The sequence below is a fragment of the Clostridium intestinale DSM 6191 genome, from assembly GCF_900130055.1.
Lineage (GTDB): Bacteria > Bacillota > Clostridia > Clostridiales > Clostridiaceae > Clostridium_T > Clostridium_T intestinale.
Window position 1 is genome coordinate 95,949 of record NZ_FQXU01000009.1, and the last position, 18,274, is coordinate 114,222.

17 protein-coding genes and 1 other annotated feature are annotated in these 18,274 nt (G+C 30.1%); of the genes, 14 read left to right on the forward strand and 3 right to left on the reverse strand.

Annotated elements, in window-relative coordinates; genetic code table 11:
* Positions 1 to 3 precede the first annotated feature (3 nt).
* The 9 genes from BUA92_RS14765 to galT all read left to right on the forward strand — a co-directional run bounded on the left by BUA92_RS14765 (position 4) and on the right by galT (position 10,567).
* Positions 4 to 1,140, forward strand: a complete 1,137-nt coding sequence (locus BUA92_RS14765; protein WP_073020703.1) for a chorismate mutase — start codon at positions 4 to 6, stop codon at positions 1,138 to 1,140.
* Positions 1,141 to 1,149: 9 nt separating this feature from the next.
* The gene (gene aroE / locus BUA92_RS14770) at positions 1,150 to 1,956 is read left to right on the forward strand and encodes a shikimate dehydrogenase (protein WP_073020705.1); all 807 of its coding nucleotides are present in this window, start codon (positions 1,150 to 1,152) and stop codon (positions 1,954 to 1,956) included.
* A gap of 14 nt (positions 1,957 to 1,970) precedes the next feature.
* Entirely contained in the window at positions 1,971 to 2,489 is a 519-nt protein-coding gene (locus BUA92_RS14775; protein WP_073020707.1) for a shikimate kinase, read from the forward strand.
* A gap of 233 nt (positions 2,490 to 2,722) precedes the next feature.
* Positions 2,723 to 3,736 carry a 3-deoxy-7-phosphoheptulonate synthase gene (gene aroF, locus BUA92_RS14780; RefSeq protein WP_021803107.1) on the forward strand — a complete coding sequence of 338 codons (1,014 nt, stop codon included), beginning with the start codon at positions 2,723 to 2,725 and terminating at the stop codon, positions 3,734 to 3,736.
* Positions 3,737 to 3,762: 26 nt separating this feature from the next.
* Positions 3,763 to 4,596, forward strand: coding sequence for a prephenate dehydrogenase (locus BUA92_RS14785; protein ID WP_073020709.1), 834 nt, complete (start codon positions 3,763 to 3,765; stop codon positions 4,594 to 4,596).
* A gap of 216 nt (positions 4,597 to 4,812) precedes the next feature.
* Positions 4,813 to 5,029: a binding site (T-box leader), on the forward strand.
* A 66-nt stretch (positions 5,030 to 5,095) separates the two neighbouring features.
* A complete protein-coding gene (locus BUA92_RS14790) occupies positions 5,096 to 6,397 on the forward strand; it encodes a dicarboxylate/amino acid:cation symporter (RefSeq protein ID WP_021803105.1) in 1,302 nt (433 codons plus the stop codon).
* A gap of 435 nt (positions 6,398 to 6,832) precedes the next feature.
* Positions 6,833 to 7,732 (forward strand): galactose-1-phosphate uridylyltransferase, encoded by a 900-nt coding sequence (locus tag BUA92_RS14795; RefSeq protein WP_073020711.1) that lies wholly within the window; start codon positions 6,833 to 6,835, stop codon positions 7,730 to 7,732.
* A gap of 162 nt (positions 7,733 to 7,894) precedes the next feature.
* The gene (locus tag BUA92_RS14800) at positions 7,895 to 9,064 is read left to right on the forward strand and encodes a galactokinase (protein ID WP_073020713.1); all 1,170 of its coding nucleotides are present in this window, start codon (positions 7,895 to 7,897) and stop codon (positions 9,062 to 9,064) included.
* Between the two features lie 18 nt (positions 9,065 to 9,082).
* Positions 9,083 to 10,567 (forward strand): UDP-glucose--hexose-1-phosphate uridylyltransferase, encoded by a 1,485-nt coding sequence (galT, locus tag BUA92_RS14805; RefSeq protein WP_073020715.1) that lies wholly within the window; start codon positions 9,083 to 9,085, stop codon positions 10,565 to 10,567.
* A gap of 40 nt (positions 10,568 to 10,607) precedes the next feature.
* Here galT and BUA92_RS14810 read toward each other — a convergent pair whose 3' ends face one another.
* Complete coding sequence (locus BUA92_RS14810; protein ID WP_073020717.1) at positions 10,608 to 12,794, reverse strand: alpha-galactosidase; 2,187 nt, start codon at positions 12,792 to 12,794, stop codon at positions 10,608 to 10,610.
* A gap of 137 nt (positions 12,795 to 12,931) precedes the next feature.
* On the opposite strand from BUA92_RS14810, the gene BUA92_RS14815 reads away from it, so the two are divergent.
* Together BUA92_RS14815 and BUA92_RS14820 are read left to right on the forward strand one after the other, a co-directional pair.
* Entirely contained in the window at positions 12,932 to 13,789 is an 858-nt protein-coding gene (locus tag BUA92_RS14815) for an AraC family transcriptional regulator (protein ID WP_073020719.1), read from the forward strand.
* Positions 13,790 to 13,935: 146 nt separating this feature from the next.
* Complete coding sequence (locus BUA92_RS14820) at positions 13,936 to 14,925, forward strand: LacI family DNA-binding transcriptional regulator (protein WP_073020721.1); 990 nt, start codon at positions 13,936 to 13,938, stop codon at positions 14,923 to 14,925.
* Positions 14,926 to 15,100: 175 nt separating this feature from the next.
* On the opposite strand, the gene BUA92_RS14825 is transcribed toward BUA92_RS14820, so the two are convergent.
* A complete protein-coding gene (locus BUA92_RS14825) occupies positions 15,101 to 15,655 on the reverse strand; it encodes a class IV adenylate cyclase (RefSeq protein WP_073020723.1) in 555 nt (184 codons plus the stop codon).
* 125 nt (positions 15,656 to 15,780) lie between these two features.
* On the opposite strand from BUA92_RS14825, the gene BUA92_RS14830 reads away from it, so the two are divergent.
* From BUA92_RS14830 to BUA92_RS14840, 3 genes are all read left to right on the forward strand, one after another.
* Entirely contained in the window at positions 15,781 to 16,821 is a 1,041-nt protein-coding gene (locus BUA92_RS14830) for a nucleoid-associated protein (protein ID WP_073020725.1), read from the forward strand.
* Positions 16,822 to 16,913: 92 nt separating this feature from the next.
* On the forward strand, positions 16,914 to 17,309 hold the full coding sequence (locus BUA92_RS14835) for a hypothetical protein (RefSeq protein WP_073020727.1): 396 nt from the start codon (positions 16,914 to 16,916) through the stop codon (positions 17,307 to 17,309).
* A gap of 33 nt (positions 17,310 to 17,342) precedes the next feature.
* Entirely contained in the window at positions 17,343 to 17,687 is a 345-nt protein-coding gene (locus BUA92_RS14840; protein WP_073020729.1) for a hypothetical protein, read from the forward strand.
* Between the two features lie 62 nt (positions 17,688 to 17,749).
* Here the strand turns inward: BUA92_RS14840 and BUA92_RS23345 are convergent.
* The coding region (locus BUA92_RS23345) for a collagen-like protein (RefSeq protein ID WP_073020732.1) at positions 17,750 to 18,274 on the reverse strand (525 nt) is incomplete at its 5' end.

The window sequence follows — 18,274 nt, forward strand, 5'->3', positions numbered from 1 at the left end:
ATAGTGGATGGATTAGATGGCTGGAGAAGTAAAATTGACGAAATTGATTATGAAATCATAAAGCTATTTCAAGAGAGAATGGCTTTGGTAGCTAATATAGCTAAATATAAAGAAGAAAATAATCTTCCCATATTTCAAGAGGATAGAGAAAAAAAAGTTATAGAGAAGAACTTAAAGTATGTTACTAATGAGGATATGAAGGAATATGCCGAAGAATTTATTCATGATTTAATGAATGTAAGTAAAAAATATCAATGCAAAAAAGTTTTTTCAGAGAAAAATATAAATTTAGATGTGAAAGAATGTAGAGATAAAAAAGACATTGATACTTTTAAAATAGGTTATGGCGGAGTAGAGGGAGCATTTTCAGAAGATGCTTTAATTAAGTACTTCGGTGATAAGGTTAAGAAAGTAAACTATGAGCAGTTTGAATGGGTTTTTGAAGCTCTTAAAGAGGATAAAATCGACTATGGTGTATTACCTATAGAAAATTCCTCAGCAGGTGTAGTAAATGATGTATATGATTTATTAAGAAAATACGGCTTTTATATTATTGGAGAAGAGTATATATCTATAAGTCAACATCTACTAGGACTTAAGGGGACTGAGATTTCTGATATAAAGGAAGTATATTCCCATCCTCAAGGTCTTCAACAAAGTAGTAGTTTTTTAAAGACTCATGAAGATTGGAGGAAAATACCTTATCATAATACAGCTTTAGCAGCTAAATTAGTTAGTGAAGGCAATGATACTACTAAGGTTGCAATTGCATCTGAAAGAGCTGCAAAGATTTATAATCTTGAAATACTTCAAAGAAACATTAATAATGAAGAAAGCAATAAAACAAGATTTATAGTTATAGGTAAAGAACTAGAAAATTCGGAAGATAAGATATCAATTATATTTAAACTAGAGAACAAAGTAGGTACTTTATTTAATGTATTAAAGTTTGTAAATGACTATGGTTTAAATATGCTTAAAATTGAATCAAGACCTGTTGGCAATGAACCATGGGAATACTATTTCTATTTAGATTTCCAAGGAAATTTACAAGATGATAAGGTTAAAGATGTATTAACATTAATAGAAAAAAATAGTTCATATTTTAGGTTATTAGGGGCTTATAAAAGTAAATATTAGGGGGCTATTATGTTATTATATGGTTTGTTAGGAGAAAAACTCACTCACTCATTATCCCCAGAAATTCATGATGTTATATTTAAGAATTTAAATATAAAAGCAAGATACTCTTTATTTCAAGTAGAAAAAGAAAATGTCTGTAAAGTGATTGATTCTCTAAAGGTTTTAGGTATATCAGGAATAAATGTAACAATTCCTTATAAAGAAGAAATAATTAAGTATTTGGATGAAATATCAGAAGAAGCAAAAAATATAGGTGCAGTTAATACTGTAGTTATAAAAGATAATAAATCCTATGGCTATAATACAGATTATTTTGGATTTGGGAGTATGCTTAAAAGAGAAGATGTCACCGTAGAAGGAAAAACGGTGGTAGTTTTAGGTGCAGGGGGAGCAGCAAAGGCTATTATACAGTATTTTAAAGATAGTAAGGCTAAAGAAATATATTTAGTATCTAGAAATAAAGAGAAGATATATGAAAAGTATTCAGGTGTAACAGCTTTGGATTATGAAGAACTTAAAGAAATCTCGGGAGATATAATTGTTAATACTACTCCTTTAGGCATGTATCCTAACATAGAGGGCATACCAGTTAGTGAAGAGATAATAAAGAAGTATAAAGTAGCAGTAGATGCCATCTATAATCCACTAAAAACAAGGTTCTTGTTAACAGCAGAATCCCAAGGACTAAAAGCTATAAATGGATTATATATGCTTATTGACCAAGCTATAAAGGCTGAAGAAATTTGGCACGATCAAGCTATTGATGGAAAAATCGGGGAAGAAATATATGAAGATTTATGCAAATTATTTTGAGTGAGGAGAGAAGTATGCGCAAGAATTTAGTGCTAATAGGAATGCCAGGATCAGGGAAAACTACTATTGGAAAATTAGTATCAGAAAAGCTGAATTATGATTTTGTTGATATGGATGAATATATGAAAACAAAATATAAAAAAAGTATAAATGATATGTTTTTAAATGGGGAAGATTATTTTAGACAAGAAGAAAGTAAATGCTGTGAGGAGATAAGTAATATCCAAAACAGTATAATATCAACTGGCGGTGGAGTAATAAAAAAGAAACATAACGTTGATTTACTTGGATCTACAGGTATAATAATATTTATAGATAGGACAGTTAATGATATATTGTCAGATATAGAAGTTTCCTCAAGACCACTATTAAAAGATGGGAAAGAAAAGTTATATAAATTATATGAAGAAAGGTACAATCTTTATAGGGAGTATGCTCATATAATTATAAAAAACGATAAAAACTTAGATGAAGTTGTAGAAGATATTGTAAACAAGTATAAAGAAGCTAATAATTCTTTATCTGATGTCTAGCCACTGTAACACTCCCACGCACTGTGTGAAAGCGACTATGCCAAATATAAAATTTGGAGTATCTGCTTTTCTTCAAGAGGGAGATAACAGTGGCACGACCCTAGATAAGTTCAACTAAGATTCAGATGGAGATCAAACACCATCTGAATCAAGTTTCACTTGATAGTGTAGTTTTGTAGTATGGTAGGTTAAGGAAAAGTAAAATTAAATGTAAATTCAGGAGGATGGTAGTAATGATAGTTATAATGAATAGTAACGTGAAGGATGAAGAAATTAAAAAAGTAGTAGGAATAGTAGAAGGATTAGGTGTTCAAACTAACGTTTCAAAAGGAGATAGCCTTTGTGTGATTGGGTTAGTTGGGGATACTTCTAGAATAGATGGAGACAAACTTATGGCACTAGACGGAGTAGATAAGGTTCTAAAGGTTCAAGAACCTTATAAAAAAGCAAATAGACTATTTAAACCAGATAATAGCATAATAGATGTACGAGGAAATAAGATTGGGGGAAGTAACTTCTCTGTTATGGCAGGTCCTTGCTCAGTAGAAAGTGAAGAGCAGATAATAGAAGTAGCTGAAGCAGTTAAAAAATCAGGAGCTAACTTCCTAAGAGGAGGAGCTTTTAAGCCTAGAACATCCCCTTATAGTTTTCAAGGCTTAGAGCTTGAAGGACTTAATCTTTTAATGAAAGCAAGAGAAGCAACAGGACTTCCAATAGTTACAGAAATAATGTCTACGGACTACATTGATGAGTTTGTAGAAAAAGTGGATGTAATACAGGTTGGAGCTAGAAATATGCAAAACTTTGACCTTTTAAAACAATTAGGTAAATGCTCTACCCCTATACTATTAAAAAGAGGACTATCGGCAACCTATGAAGAATGGATAATGTCGGCGGAATATATAATGGCGGGCGGTAATGAAAATGTAATTCTTTGTGAAAGAGGTATAAGAACTTTTGAAACTTACACAAGAAATACTTTGGATTTAAGTGCTATACCAGTATTAAGAAAGTTAACTCATCTACCAATAATCATAGACCCTTCTCATGCTGGAGGTATGTGGTGGTTAGTTGAATCTATGGCAAAAGCTGCTGTAGTAGCTGGAGCAGATGGACTTATGATAGAAGTTCACAATGACCCAGCTAATGCTTTAAGCGATGGTGGTCAATCTCTTAAACCACAAGTTTTTGATGATGTTATGAAAAAAGTAAAAGTTTTGGTTGAACTTGAGGAAAGGAAGCTTTAAGACTTATAAGCTATTAGGTAAGAAATATGAAGATTACTATAATAGGCTTAGGAGTCATAGGTGGTTCCTTTGCAATGGCATTAAATGCTTTAAATGAGCATGAAATTTATGGTGTGGATAGAAATAAAGACACTTTAGAAAAGGCTTTAGATTTAGGGATAATAACAAAGGGATGCACATCTGGAGATGAGTTTATTAAAGAAAGTGATTTAATAATAATTGGATTATATCCATCTCTTGTTATAGATTTTCTTAAAAAGAATAAAGACAATTTCAAAGATGGAGCTATAATAACTGATGTTACAGGTATAAAAGAAACTTTTATAGCTGAAGCTTTAGATATAATTCCAGAAGGTGTAGATTTTATATTTGGTCATCCTATGGCTGGTAGAGAAAAAAGAGGAATAGATTTTGCTTCAAAGGAAGTCTTTAAAGGAGCAAATTATCTTCTAACTCCTCATAGCAAAAATAAAGAAGCTAATTTAAAGCTTATGGAAGAATTAGTGTTAAAAATAGGCTTTAAAAAGGTTAGAAAGATAACACCAAAAGAGCATGATAAAATCATTTCTTTTACCTCTCAATTACCTCATGCAATTGCTGTAGCATTAATAAATAGCGATAATCAAGAGTTCGATACTGGGTCATTTATTGGAGATTCATATAGAGATTTAACTAGAATAGCTAACATAAATGAGGAATTATGGAGTGAACTATTTTTAGGCAATAAAGAGAATCTACTAAATAGTATAGAAGATTTTGAAAAGCAGTTAGATATCATTAAAGATGCAGTAAAATATGGGGATATAGATAAACTTAAAGAGCTTTTTATTGAATCTGGTAAACGAAGAGAAAAACTATAAAAATGTAATAAATAAAAATCTGCCCATAGAATTTAGTTCTATGGGCAGATTTATTAATTAAAATTATTATTTAATAAGAATATAAATTATTGAGATAATGAGAGTGTAAACCTATAAAAATTAAAATAGTTAATAAATTTAGAATAAAACAAGGATTGATATATGTAAGAAAATGAAATATACTAATTTCACAGTAATGTTATAGGAATTATATGAATATAAGCTGTGATTAGGAAAAGTAAATTATACATACTTTACAGAGAGGGACTTAATGGTGAAAAAGTTCTAAGGAAATATAATTGAAATGCACCTAGGAGCTTTAAACCGAAATAATAGTAGGTGGTACGGGTTCTCACGTTATAGAGAAAATGAGATGAATGTGTATATGCATATTCAATCAGAGTGGAACCGCGGAGTATATTCTGCCTCTGAATTATAGAGGGAGAATTTTTTTATGTCCCAAAAAACAAAAAAATAAATTTCAAGGAGGAAATTCATAATGGGAATAGTTTTATCAGTATTAATTTTAGCACTAATTTATTTCTTAAAGACTAAGAAAGTTAGTTTTGGAAACAGAGTTTTATTAGCTCTAGTTTTAGGGGTAGTAATAGGTTCATTTTTCGAAAATGATGTTCAATATATACAACCAATAGGTGGAGCATATGTTAATCTTATTAAGGCTTTAGTTGTACCTTTAGTTGTTTCAGTAATAATTACTAGTATAACAGCTTTAGAAGACCCAGCAAGATTAAAGAAAATAGGTTTAAAAACATTAGGGTGGTTTTTCTTAACAACAGCCATAGCAGCGGTAATAGGAACAGTTATTGCATTAGCATTTAACTTAGGTGATGGCGTACAGTTTGTTGCATCAGAAGAGTTTAAAGCTAGAGAGATTCCTACATTTTCACAGATAATTTTAGATTTAATTCCAGCAAACCCAGTATCAGAAGCAGCAAGTGGAAAGATAATACCTGTAATGGTATTTTCAATAATAGTAGCAGTAGCAATAATAGTAGAAGGTCATAATAAACCTGAACTTGTAAAGCCAGTTAAAGATTTCTTTAAATCTTTCTCACAAATAATGTTTAGAGTTACAAGATTCGTAATGCAATTAACTCCATACGCTGTATTTGCATTAATGGCTCAAGTTTCAGCTAAATACGGTATATCAAGTTTATTACCATTAATTAAAGTTATAGGAGCAGTATACTTAGCTTCAATAATACAAGTAGTTGTAGTTCAAGGTGGACTTATTGCTTTCGTAGCAAAATTAAATCCGGTGAAGTTCTTTAAAAAGATTTTCCCAGCTCAACTAGTAGCATTTACCACAAGAAGCAGTTATGGTACATTACCTGTAACAATAAAAACTTTAACTGAAAGAGTAAAAGTTTCAGAAGAGCTTGCAACATTTATAGCTCCATTAGGGGCTAACATGGGAATGAACGGATGTGCAGGATTATATCCAGCAATAGTTGCAGTTTTTGTAGCAAAAGTATTTAACATACCAATGGACTTCTCAAGTTATCTTTTATTAATAGGATTAACAACAGTTGCATCTATAGGTACAGCAGGGGTTCCTGGAACTGCATCAATAATGGCAACAGTAGTATTATCAGGTATGGGATTACCTATTGAAGGACTTGCTTTAGTACTTGGAGTTGATACAGTAATAGATATGGCTAGAACAGCTACAAATGTTACTGGAGCAGCAGTAGTATCTACTTTAGTAGCAGCATCAGAAAATGAATTAGATAGAGCTGCTTTTGAAGAAGAAGATAAAGAATTTGAATTAAGTATGTAATTTTTATATAAGCTGTCACATTAGCTATTAGATTTAGCTAAATGTGGCAGTTTTTTTTGTATAGAAAGTTTCAAATAGCAGAAGCAAAAAGGCTAAAGAGGATAAACATATATAATTTTATAGTAGGTATAAGATAAGGAGAGAAAGGAATTTGATGAGACTTGAGAAGAAGGAAATGAATCTAATGGAGCTAAGAAACGCTCCTACAGGACAGAAGTGTACAGTATAAAAGTGATAAAGATTTGATGGAGCATTCCTGCGGAATCTCCTACAGTATAGAAGTGCAGAACATCAAAAGTTTAGAACATCAGAAGAGCAGAAGTTTAGAAAATCAAAAGATCAGAAGTTGAAATGAATTTAATGCAGTCACTGCGTGACGTGCTACAGCATTAAGGTGTATAATATTTATAGGATTATGTTTTGAGAGGTAGTTTAATGAAGAATATTAGATATGATTTTTTAACTAAGTCAAATATTGTTTTTGCTAAAAAGAGAGAGAATAGACCTAATAATTTTGAAGATACAGTAAAAAAACCACTTAAGATATATAGAGAAGATTGTCCTTTTTGTCCAGGAAATGAGGATGAGAGCATGGATGAAGTTGTTGAGTTTAAGAATAATTTTGGTATAAGAATTATTAATAATAAATATCCTGTGGTTAGTATAGATGAGGAAGATAATTACGGACATCATTATGTGGTTATTGAAGATAGTAATCATAATGGAGATGAAAAGACTATAACACAAGAGAGGTTTTTTCAGGTATTAAGGGCATATAAAGTAGCTATAAATAATATTAAAAAAGATGAAAAGATAAAATATGTACAGATATTTAAAAATTGTAAGAGAGGTGGAGGGGCATCTTTAGAACATCCACATTCTCAAATAATTGCACTTGATCATATACCTAAGAAGTACTTAGAGCTATGTGGTGAAACGTGTGATGTTTGTGAAGAAAGAGAAAAAGAAGAAAATGATAATTTGAGAATTGTAGCTAGAAATAATCATTTTATTGCTTATGCTCCTTTTGCGTCAGTAAATGCATATCAAATAAGAATAGCTTTATTAGAACATAAGGGATCACTTTTAGATTTAGAAGGGGAAGTACTAATAAGTCTTGCTGAAATATATGAAAATGTGATGAGTAAATTAAGAAGAGTATTAGAAGATTTTCCTTATAATTTAGGATTTTATTCTCTAGAAGATGAAAATTTTCATTTTTTCTTAGATATATATCCAAGAAAAATAAGCCTTGGTGGATTTGAGTTGTCGAGTGGAATGTTAATAAATTCTAAGCTGCCAGAAGATGTAGCAAGTGAAATAAACAAATTATAAAAGTTACCACTAAAAGAAATTTTGGTGGTATTTTTATGTTTAAAAATCTATGAAAACCTTTAATAAATCTATTGACTACCTAAGTAAAAAAGAAGTAAAATTAAAGTAAATAAAAGATGTATTTTACTAAAACAATTATGAATTAAAAAGGTGGAGAGTATTATGGATTTAAGGGAATGTAAAAATGAGTTTATAAGAATTTTTGGAAAAGAAGATTTTAGAGTGTTTTTTGCTCCAGGTCGAATTAATCTTATTGGTGAGCATACAGACTATAATGGTGGGAATGTATTTCCGGCAGCTATAACTTTTGGGACTTATGGCTTAGCAGGAAAAAATAACTTAAATAAGTTTCGCTTGTATTCTATGAATTTTCAAAGCCTAGGTGTAATAGAATTTGGGCTTGAAGAATTAGACTATAACAAACAACATGATTGGGCAAACTACATTAAAGGGATGATTCGTTATTTAAAGGAAGCTGGTTATGAGATTAATTCTGGAGTAGATATAGTTTTTTATGGCAATATTCCTAATGGGGCAGGATTATCTTCTTCAGCATCAATAGAACTAGCAACAGGAGTAATACTAGAAGGTCTTTTTTCATTAGATATAGATAGAATCGATTTGGTTAAGATAGGTAAAAAGGTTGAAAATGAGTTTATAGGGGTTAATAGTGGAATTATGGATCAATTCGCCATAGGAATGGGGAAAAAGGAATGTGGGATTCTACTTGACTGTGAAACTTTAAAGTATTCATACGCTCCAATAAAATTAGAAAACTACGACATAGTTATTATGAATACTAATAAACGTAGAGAATTGGCAGATTCTAAATATAACGAAAGAAGAGGAGAGTGTGAAGAGGCTTTAAGAAGATTACAAAAGGTAGTTGATATTAATTCATTAGGACAACTTAGTGAAGAGGAGTTTGAAAAAAATAAGCATGTAATAGATGATGAAATTTTAACTAAACGTGCCAAACATGCTGTTTATGAAAATCAACGTACCCTTAAAGCTTTAGATGAATTAAATAAAGGAAATATCTTAGCTTTTGGTGAATTGATGAATAGGTCTCATATTTCCTTAAGAGATGATTATGAAGTCACTGGAAAAGAATTAGATGCCTTAGTTGAAGCTGCTTGGGAGCAAGAAGGAGTAGTTGGAGCTCGCATGACTGGAGCAGGTTTTGGTGGATGTTCTATTGCAATGGTTGAAAAGAAAAATACAGAGGATTTTATAAAAAAGGTGGGAAATAAATATAAAAATATTATAGGATATGAAGCGGATTTTTATATAGCAAGTATAGGTGATGGGGCTGGAGAAATTAAAGAATAGCAATTTTGGAGGATAATTATGTTTGTTTATGAAGTAATACAAGGGTTATTGAATAAAGCAATTGAATGTTGTCTTATAGATAAACAAGATGAGGTCTATGTAAGAAATCAAATATTGGCCCAGCTAAAATTAAATGATTTTATAAAAAGTGATATAAAAATTGATAAAAGTATACCAGATCTATTAGAGGATATAGTTAAGTATGCTATAGAAGTAGGAGTAATTGAAGATAGCTTTCATGAGAAAGATATATTATCTACTAATATTATGAATTGTTTTATGCCTAGACCATCTGATGTTAACGATAGGTTTTATAAATACTATAAAATTAATCCTAAAGAGGCCACAGAATACTTCTTTAATTTAAGTAAAAATAGTAATTATATTCAAACAAAAGCTATAGCAAAAAATATAAATTATAAAGCAGATACAGAGTATGGAAATATAGATATAACTATAAATTTATCAAAACCAGAAAAAAATCCTGCGGATATAATTAAAGAAAAAGCAGTAAAAAGTAGTAGTTATCCTAAATGCTTATTATGTATAGAAAATGAGGGATATGAAGGAAGAGCAGGACATCCTGCTAGAGCAAATCATAGAATGGTAAGAACCTATTTATCTGAGGAAGAGTGGTTTTTACAATATTCGCCTTATGCTTATTATAATGAACATTGTATATTATTATCAGAAATTCATAGGGATATGAAAATAGATAGAGCAACATTTAGCAGATTATTAAGTTTTGTTGATATGTTTCCACACTATTTTATTGGTTCAAATGCAGATCTTCCAATAGTAGGAGGGTCAATATTATCTCATGACCACTATCAAGGTGGAAGATATGAATTTGCTATGGAAAGAGCAGAAGCTGAGGAGTTTTTTAAGATTGCAGAATATCCTAATATTGAAGCTTCTATAGTTAAATGGCCAATGTCTGTAATTCGTTTAAAAAGTAAAGATATTGAGGCATTAACTAATGCTTCGGAGAAGATTTTAAATATTTGGAGAGCTTATACTGTTAAAGAGGCAGATATATATGCCTATACTGGAGATATACCTCATAACACAATAACACCAATTGCCAGAAAAAGAAATGGATTTTTTGAGATGGATTTGGTGCTTAGAAATAATAGAACTACTGAAGAACATCCATTAGGAATATTTCACCCCCATGATGATGTTCATCATATAAAGAAAGAAAATATAGGATTAATAGAAGTAATGGGGCTGGCGGTATTACCAGGTAGATTGAAGGATGAACTTAAAGAAGTTGAAAAATATATATTAGAAGAAGACAACCTATTAGAAGATTATCATAAACCTTGGGCAGAAGAATTAAAGAGGATTTATAAAAACACAGTAAAAAAAGAGAATGCTCAAGAAATAGTTAGAGTTGAAATTGCTAAGAAGTTTCTTAAGGTCTTAGAATATTCTGGAGTATTTAAAAGAGATGAAAAAGGCAAAGAAAACTTTAGAAGATTTATTAAAGAAATAATATAGAAAAATTGAGGCTCTAAATTTAGAGCCTCACATTTATGGTTTAAATACTTTTTAGGTGCCAGATTAGACTTTGATAATCACCTTTCAATTCAGGGATAGTAATGCCGGCATACATCAATTCATCTCCACCTAAAGTAATATTTTTATCGGAAATATTGTAATACTTATCTTTATCTAACCCCCTTAAGTATAGTCTTACTATAGAAGGGTTAGGCAAAGTGAGAACTATAAAATAGCATACGAGGGCCTCAGTTTTATCTGGAGAAATAATCATCCACGCCGTTTCATTTCCTTCGAAAGGACTTAGTAATCTATACATTTCTCCAAACTGTATTAGCTTCCTAAAATTTTTATATGTTTGAATTTGATTACTTATTTCAGCTCTATCTTTAGTAGAAAGCTTAGTCAAATCCATTTGATAGCCAAAGTTGCCAGACATAGCTACATCACCCCTTGTTTTTAATGGGGTGGATCTTTGTATCTGATGATTTGGGGAAGCAGATACATGTGATCCCATAGAACTAATAGGATAAACAATACTTGTACCATACTGTATTTTTAATCGTTCAACTGCATCTGTATTATCACTAGTCCAAGTCTGAGGCATATAATAAAGCATTCCTGGATCAAACCTTCCACCGCCACCAGAACAACTTTCAAATAATATGTCTGGGAAAGCGGTCGTAATAGTATCTAAAATCTTGTATAAGCCTAGCATGTATCTATGTGCTGTTTCTCTTTGTCTTTCTGGAGAAAGAGATAATGATCCTATGTCTGTCATATTCCTATTCATATCCCATTTTACAAATTTAATGTTAGTAGTTCTAAGAATATTAGAAACTGATTCAATTATATAATTACATACGTCCTCCCTAGTTAAATCTAATATAAGCTGTTTTCTTGCTTGTGAAGGTATTCTACTTGGGACATGCAAGCACCAATCAGGATGGGCCCTATATAAATTACTATCTGGAGAAATCATCTCTGGTTCAAACCACAATCCAAAGTCTAATCCCAAGGAGTTTATATTATTAGCTAAATTATCTAATCCGTGAGGAAGTTTTTTATAATCAACTGTCCAATCACCTAATGAAGAATCGTCATTATTTCTTTTACCAAACCATCCATCATCCAATACAAGAAGTTCAATTCCTAAGTCTTTTGCATTTTCAGCCAGTTCAAGAATTTTTTCTTCTGTAAAATTAAAGTAAGTTGCTTCCCAGTTATTAACTAAGATAGGCCTTACTTCAGCTCTAAATTTACCTCTACAAAGTCTTTCTCTGTAAAGTTTATGATAAGTTCTTGACATTGAACCTAATCCATCAGAAGAATAAATCATAACAACTTCAGGTGTTTGAAAAACTTCCTCTGGTTCTAATAACCAGGAAAAGTCAAAAGGATTTATTCCCATTGAAACTCTTGTTGTATTAAACTGATCTACTTCAGCCTGAGCTAAGAAATTACCACTATATACTAGGTTAAATCCATAAACATCTCCATGATTTTCATCAGCATCATTGCTTAACAAGGCAATAAAAGGATTATGGTTATGGCTGCTTGAACCTCTTCGGCTTTCTATAGATTGATTACCTGTAAAAAGAGGTCTTATTTCAATATTTCTTTCTCTTGCCCATGAACCATGAAGGTGCATGAACTTGTAATTATTATGATTGAAGTCTATGCTCATACTTAGTGCACGTAGTAATTTTAACTTAGTATTCCCACCATTAATAAAACGAACATTTCTAGTAATTACATCTAAATCATTATACACAGAATAGGAAAGGATTACATTTAGACCTACTAGAGAATCTTCCATTGTAATTTCAAGAGTTTGAGCTTCATTATTATTTTCTACATAGGTTGATGGTAATCCTATTAAAGAGGGTTTTCCATCTATAATTATATGAGATTTATATCTTAAATCTGTTAAGCTAGATCCATTGTCAAGTTGAATTTCATAAGCTGGTGAACGAAAATCAGTATTTCCGTATGAGGGATATTCTTGAGGTAAAGTATCTAATGAAAAAGTATTATCATTAGCTTGAGGATTTGAACAGAAAGAACTTCTCTCTCTCAATACAAGAAGCTCAGAAGAAGTAATGTTTCTAAGTTTTCTTCCCCAGTAAAGATGTGAAAGATATCCATCTCTAAATATACACATAGCATAACTAGTATTTTTAGTTTGTAGATGAAAAGTTTTAGTTTCCTTAGCATAGTTTATCATATAATTACACCATCCTCATATAATATAGATTCTTATACTTTTATATTATAAATATATGTAGAGTGATTAAAATGGAATTTTAAAAGATAAACATGGTATAATCTAAGTAATTTAAGATAAAGGGTTAGGTATATGTTATGGGGAATAACAATGAAAGCACGGAAGTTTTATTACTCAATGAATCAGCCTTTGATTTAATAGTATATAATTGTGGTATGGAAAAGTGTAAGAAATCACATGCCTATGGGCCGGCAGTAAGAGACCATTTTTTAATTCATTTTATACTTGATGGACATGGAACTTTTTATGTTGATGGTAAAGCATACAAACTTAATAAGAATCAGGGGTTTTTAATATGTCCAGATGTAATAACTTATTATGAGGCTGATAGTGAAGAACCATGGACCTATGCTTGGGTTGGATTTAAGGGAATGAGAGCAGAAAGCTATATGAGATTAGCCCATTTAGATAGATATAATCCTATATTTGTTTATGAACAGGGAAATAAAATAGAAAAATATTTTGAAGATATGATAAATTCAGTAGATTTAAAATATGGAAGGGAACTTAAACTTCAAGGACTATTAAGTATATTTTTATCTGAATTAATTGAACAAGAACAAAAGGATACAATCATAAGCTATAATTATAGAGACATATATGTTAAGAAAGCTTTAAAATATATAGAAACTAATTTTTCAAGATATATAACTATAGGTGAGGTTGCCGAAATTATTGGATTAAACAAGAATTATTTTAGTTCATTATTTAAAGATAAATTAGGAATATCTCCTCAAGAATATTTAATAAAATTTAGAGTTAATAAGGCTTGTGAACTTATGAAGAATAAATCTTTATCTATAAGTGATGTAGCTCGGTCAGTTGGATATAATGACCCTCTTGCTTTTTCCAAGATATTTAAAAAAGTAAAAGGAAAATCCCCTAAAATATTTAGAGAGTCTATGAATAAAAGGATTATAGAAGAGTTTAATTGAATTTGGAATAAAAACTTGCGAATAATTAACTTGATACGTTGAGTAAAAATAAAGTAAAACTCAATGAAAAAGGTGATGAATTTTAGTTAAAAGAGAGATATAATATAAATTATATATAATGTTCATTAATTTAAAAGGAGAGAATAATGGCGACGATTAAAGATATTGCAGATAAAGCAGGAGTGTCAATAGCTACAGTTTCAAGAGTTTTAAATTATGATGAGACTTTATCAGTAGGTGATGATACTAAAAAAAAGATTTTTAATGTGGCAGAGGAATTGTCTTATGAGAAAAGACAACCAAAGAAAAAAACATTGGCTAAGATAGCTCTTATTCATTGGTATACAGAAAAAGAAGAATTAAATGATTTATATTATATGTCTATTCGTATAGGTGTAGAAAACAGATGTAAACAAAATAACTTAGCTATAGTAAAGTTTTTTAAAAACAATATTGATGAATTAATGAAGGAAAAGATACAAGGAATTGTTGCAGTAGGAAAGTTTAGTAACAAAGAGGTAGAAGATTTAACTAAGATAACAAGTAATATAGTATTTGTGGATTATGCCCCAGACGAAGAAAAATATGATTGTGTTATAACCAATTTTGAGATAGCTACAAAAAAGATATTAGACTATTTAATGGAAAAAGAGCATCGAGAAATAGGATACATAGGAGGAAGAGAAACCTTTAACGATAGAACATCAGAGATAAATGATTCTAGAGAAGTTGTGTATAAAAGTTATTTAAAAGAAAAGAATTTATTTAAGGAAGAGTATATGTATATAGGAAAATACTCTGCTAGTGATGGTTATGATTTAATGAAAAAAGCTTTAGAGGAGCATAAGGATAACTTGCCAACAGCATTTTTAGTTGGAAGTGATTCTTTAGCTATTGGATGTCTTAAGGCATTAAATGAAAATAAAATAGCTGTTCCAGATAGAGTAAACATTATAGGTATAAATGATATAAGTATAGCCCAATATGTTTATCCATCTTTAAGTACTATTAAAGTACATACTGAACTTATGGGTGAGACTTCTGTAGATTTATTGATAGAAAGATTAAATGACAGGATCATCAGCAAAAAAGTTAGTATAGCTACAGAACTTATAATTAGGGAAAGTAGTTTTTAAAATATTAGAATTGAAAAAGAAAATGGAATATAAGTAAAGCTTAAACTAAATGCGAGTATTAAATGAATTTAGTTTAAGTTTTACTGATTTTTTTAGCTAAATGGAAGATATATAGATATATATCTTTCTATATAACTATATAACTATATATAGTGTTAATGCGGGTTTGCAGAGATCATAACCCTTTTTCAGAGGATATCCCCTTGTCTTTTAGTATTTCATATATTGTCTTAGAAGTTGTGTCCTCTAAACTATAACCTAAAAGTTCTAAGATTTCTTTAAGTTCTTCTTCAGAAGAGGTTTCAAACTCAACATAGGGAAAAGGACAAAAACTTTTTTCATTAATATCTATTTCAATTAAAGTGTTTTTGTATTTATAACTTTCTCTATATTTCTTTATTGAATCAATAAGTTCTAATCCTAAGGCTTCAAATATTTTTTTACCAACTTCCCCATCTTCAATAATAGTTTCATTCTCTTCCATAACTTTAAATCTCTCTTGAGAGAGCATTTTTTTTGTAGTAATAAAGCTAAAAGATTTTCTGTTTAATAAATCTTCAACTATTCTAATTCTAGCATAACCTTTTTTTGATAGAAGTCTTCTATCTGGAAAATCATATATGTTGTTAATCTGATTTTCTTCTTTTACCTTTTCAGCGTTAATCATTTTTAAATCCCTGCGAAACTTATCTAAATCTATATCGATAATACGGGTTTCTAACTCTTTCATATAATATCAGTCCTTTCCTAAATTTAATTCTATTATAAATCAAATTATTATTCTAGATAAATACCTATAAAAATATGTGATATAATAGGGACTGAAATATACAGGACTATAATGGAGGTACCCCTATGGAATACGTTAATGATATAAATATTGTAGAGGCGGTTATTCATATTCTAGATAATAACTCAGACGAACCAATATTAAATGAATATAAATTAGATTTAGGTGATGAAATTTATAAGTATATATATAGACATATTGAAAAAGCCTTAAAAGATGAGGAACTAAAGTATGCCGTATTTAATCCAGAGAGAAATATAGTAAAAGAGTTATCTCAAGAGTATTTAAATGGTGCGAATACTGATTTGGTTTCTATATCTCAAGAAATGGGAAGACAACTGTTTGCAATAATGAAGGGGAATGGAAATATTCCATCCTGTGATTTAGTGGTTGCATCAATATCTACAGACCAAGGAATTATGTTAGCTTTATTAAAAATGGACTATGTAAGGAACTTTGCTCATAAAGTAGATTTTTTGGATGATAAAATAGGAATTGGTATAATCCAACAATATGGTGGACTACCAGCATCTTCTCAAAGAATACAAAAATGTGCTTTTATAAAACCATTAGCAAAGGATCAAGATTTTAACTTAATGGTGATTGATAAGCAAAAGAAAAATAAAGAGGAAGAAGAGTACGGTTCTAATTATTTTATAAATCATTTTTTAGGTTGTACAGTTATAACAAATGAAAGAGATATGACTAAAAGCTTTATGAAAGCAACAGAAACTTGGACCAGAAATAACATTAATCAGGATGCTGATAAGGCAGAGAAGATAAGAACAACTATAAAAAGTAAACTAAAAGAAGAAGAGAAGATAAATATACCTGAACTTTCTAATGAGCTTTTTAAAGAAGAACCAGAGGCGAAAAGAGCATTTGATGATTTTATTATATCTCAGGGATTAAATGAAGAGGTTCAGATAGATAAACAATATGTGGAGAAAAAATTAAAAAGAGTTAGACTAAAGATAGATAAAGAAATAGATTTATATATAGATGAGGAAGCTTACCACGATAATTCTAAATTTGAAATAGTTAGAAATGGTGATGGAAGTATAAATATGGTTATAAAACACGTAATAAATTACATAGAAAAGTAATTTAATAGCTTCATTACTCCAAAAGGATTTAAGGTAGAATTATAGAATACATTATATAAGTGAGAATTTTACAAAAATCTGGAGGGGTGTATATGTTTGGAAAATTTATTAACGGATCACAAGGACTAGATAGAGGACCAAATAAAGGATTAAATAGATTACCTATAGTTTATGTAAGAAATAACACTGAGGAAAATATAGAAAATATAAGTTTTTCTTTTGATAATGTGGTACTTATAGGATCAGAAATTAAAAAGGTTAAACCTAATACAACTAAGAATATATCTTTATATTTAACTTATAGACAAAGAGATCAGCTAGAAAGAGAAGATTATGATTTAATAATGAATCATGGAAAAGAAAATAAATATACAATAAGTGAGGCCTATGGAGCTGAGCATATAAGGGACATTTTGGTTGAGATTATGAAGGTTTATAATGATGGAAGTTTAGGAATAAAAATTGAGGAAAACTATTTAAGCTGTTAAATAATATTTAATTGTTTTATGAGGTAGACTAGTATGCAAACACAATTATTACCAATAGTTTATATAAGAAATAATACATCGCAGATCATAGAAGATATCTATTTTTCTTTTGACTCTATAGAGCTTATGGGTTCAAAAGCTAAGAAAATAAAACCTAATAAAACTAAAAATATATCTCTATACTTAGCAGATAGGCAGAAGTTTCAACTAGCGAGAGAAGATTATGATTTGGTAATGCATCATAGAAATGAAAATAAATATGTAGTAGTTGAATGTTATGGAATTTCCCCTTCTCTTAATATTTTAGTGGAAATCATGACAGTTTATAAAGATGGAACATTAGGAATTAAGGTTGATGAAAAGTTTTCTAGAATATAGAAAGAGTGTATGATAAAGGCCAGTATTTAATTAAATACTGGCCTCAAAATTTTAGTCTAATACTAAGCTATTCTCATTAGGGTTATAGAAGCTGTTACACCTGAATCTATAAAATCAGTAGTACCATTTATTCTTAATCTTAATACATCTGAAGTAGATAAAGATAAAATTATATGGCCAACAGCTTCTCCGCTTGTGCCTGGGAATGAGATAATACTTCCAGGAATATCGGAATTATTCACAAATAAATTTATAGAAGAATTGTTTGTATCTGTAGCATTAGCAGAAAAGGTTATATGATATATTCCACTAATTTGTACAGTTATATCTGATCCATTAGCCCCTAAAGTTACATTGGATGGAACAACAGAATTAAATTCAAATATCTTAAATATTAATCCTTCTATATTATTTGTTGCTGCTGTAGTACTAAAGAAAGATGCATATCCTGATGCAATACTTCCAGTAGCTCCGGTAGAACCGGTAGGACCAGTAGGGCCGGTAGCTCCAGTAGGACCTGTAGCTCCAGTAGGACCAGTAGCTCCAGTAGGACCAGTAGCTCCAGTAGGACCAGTAGGGCCGGTAGC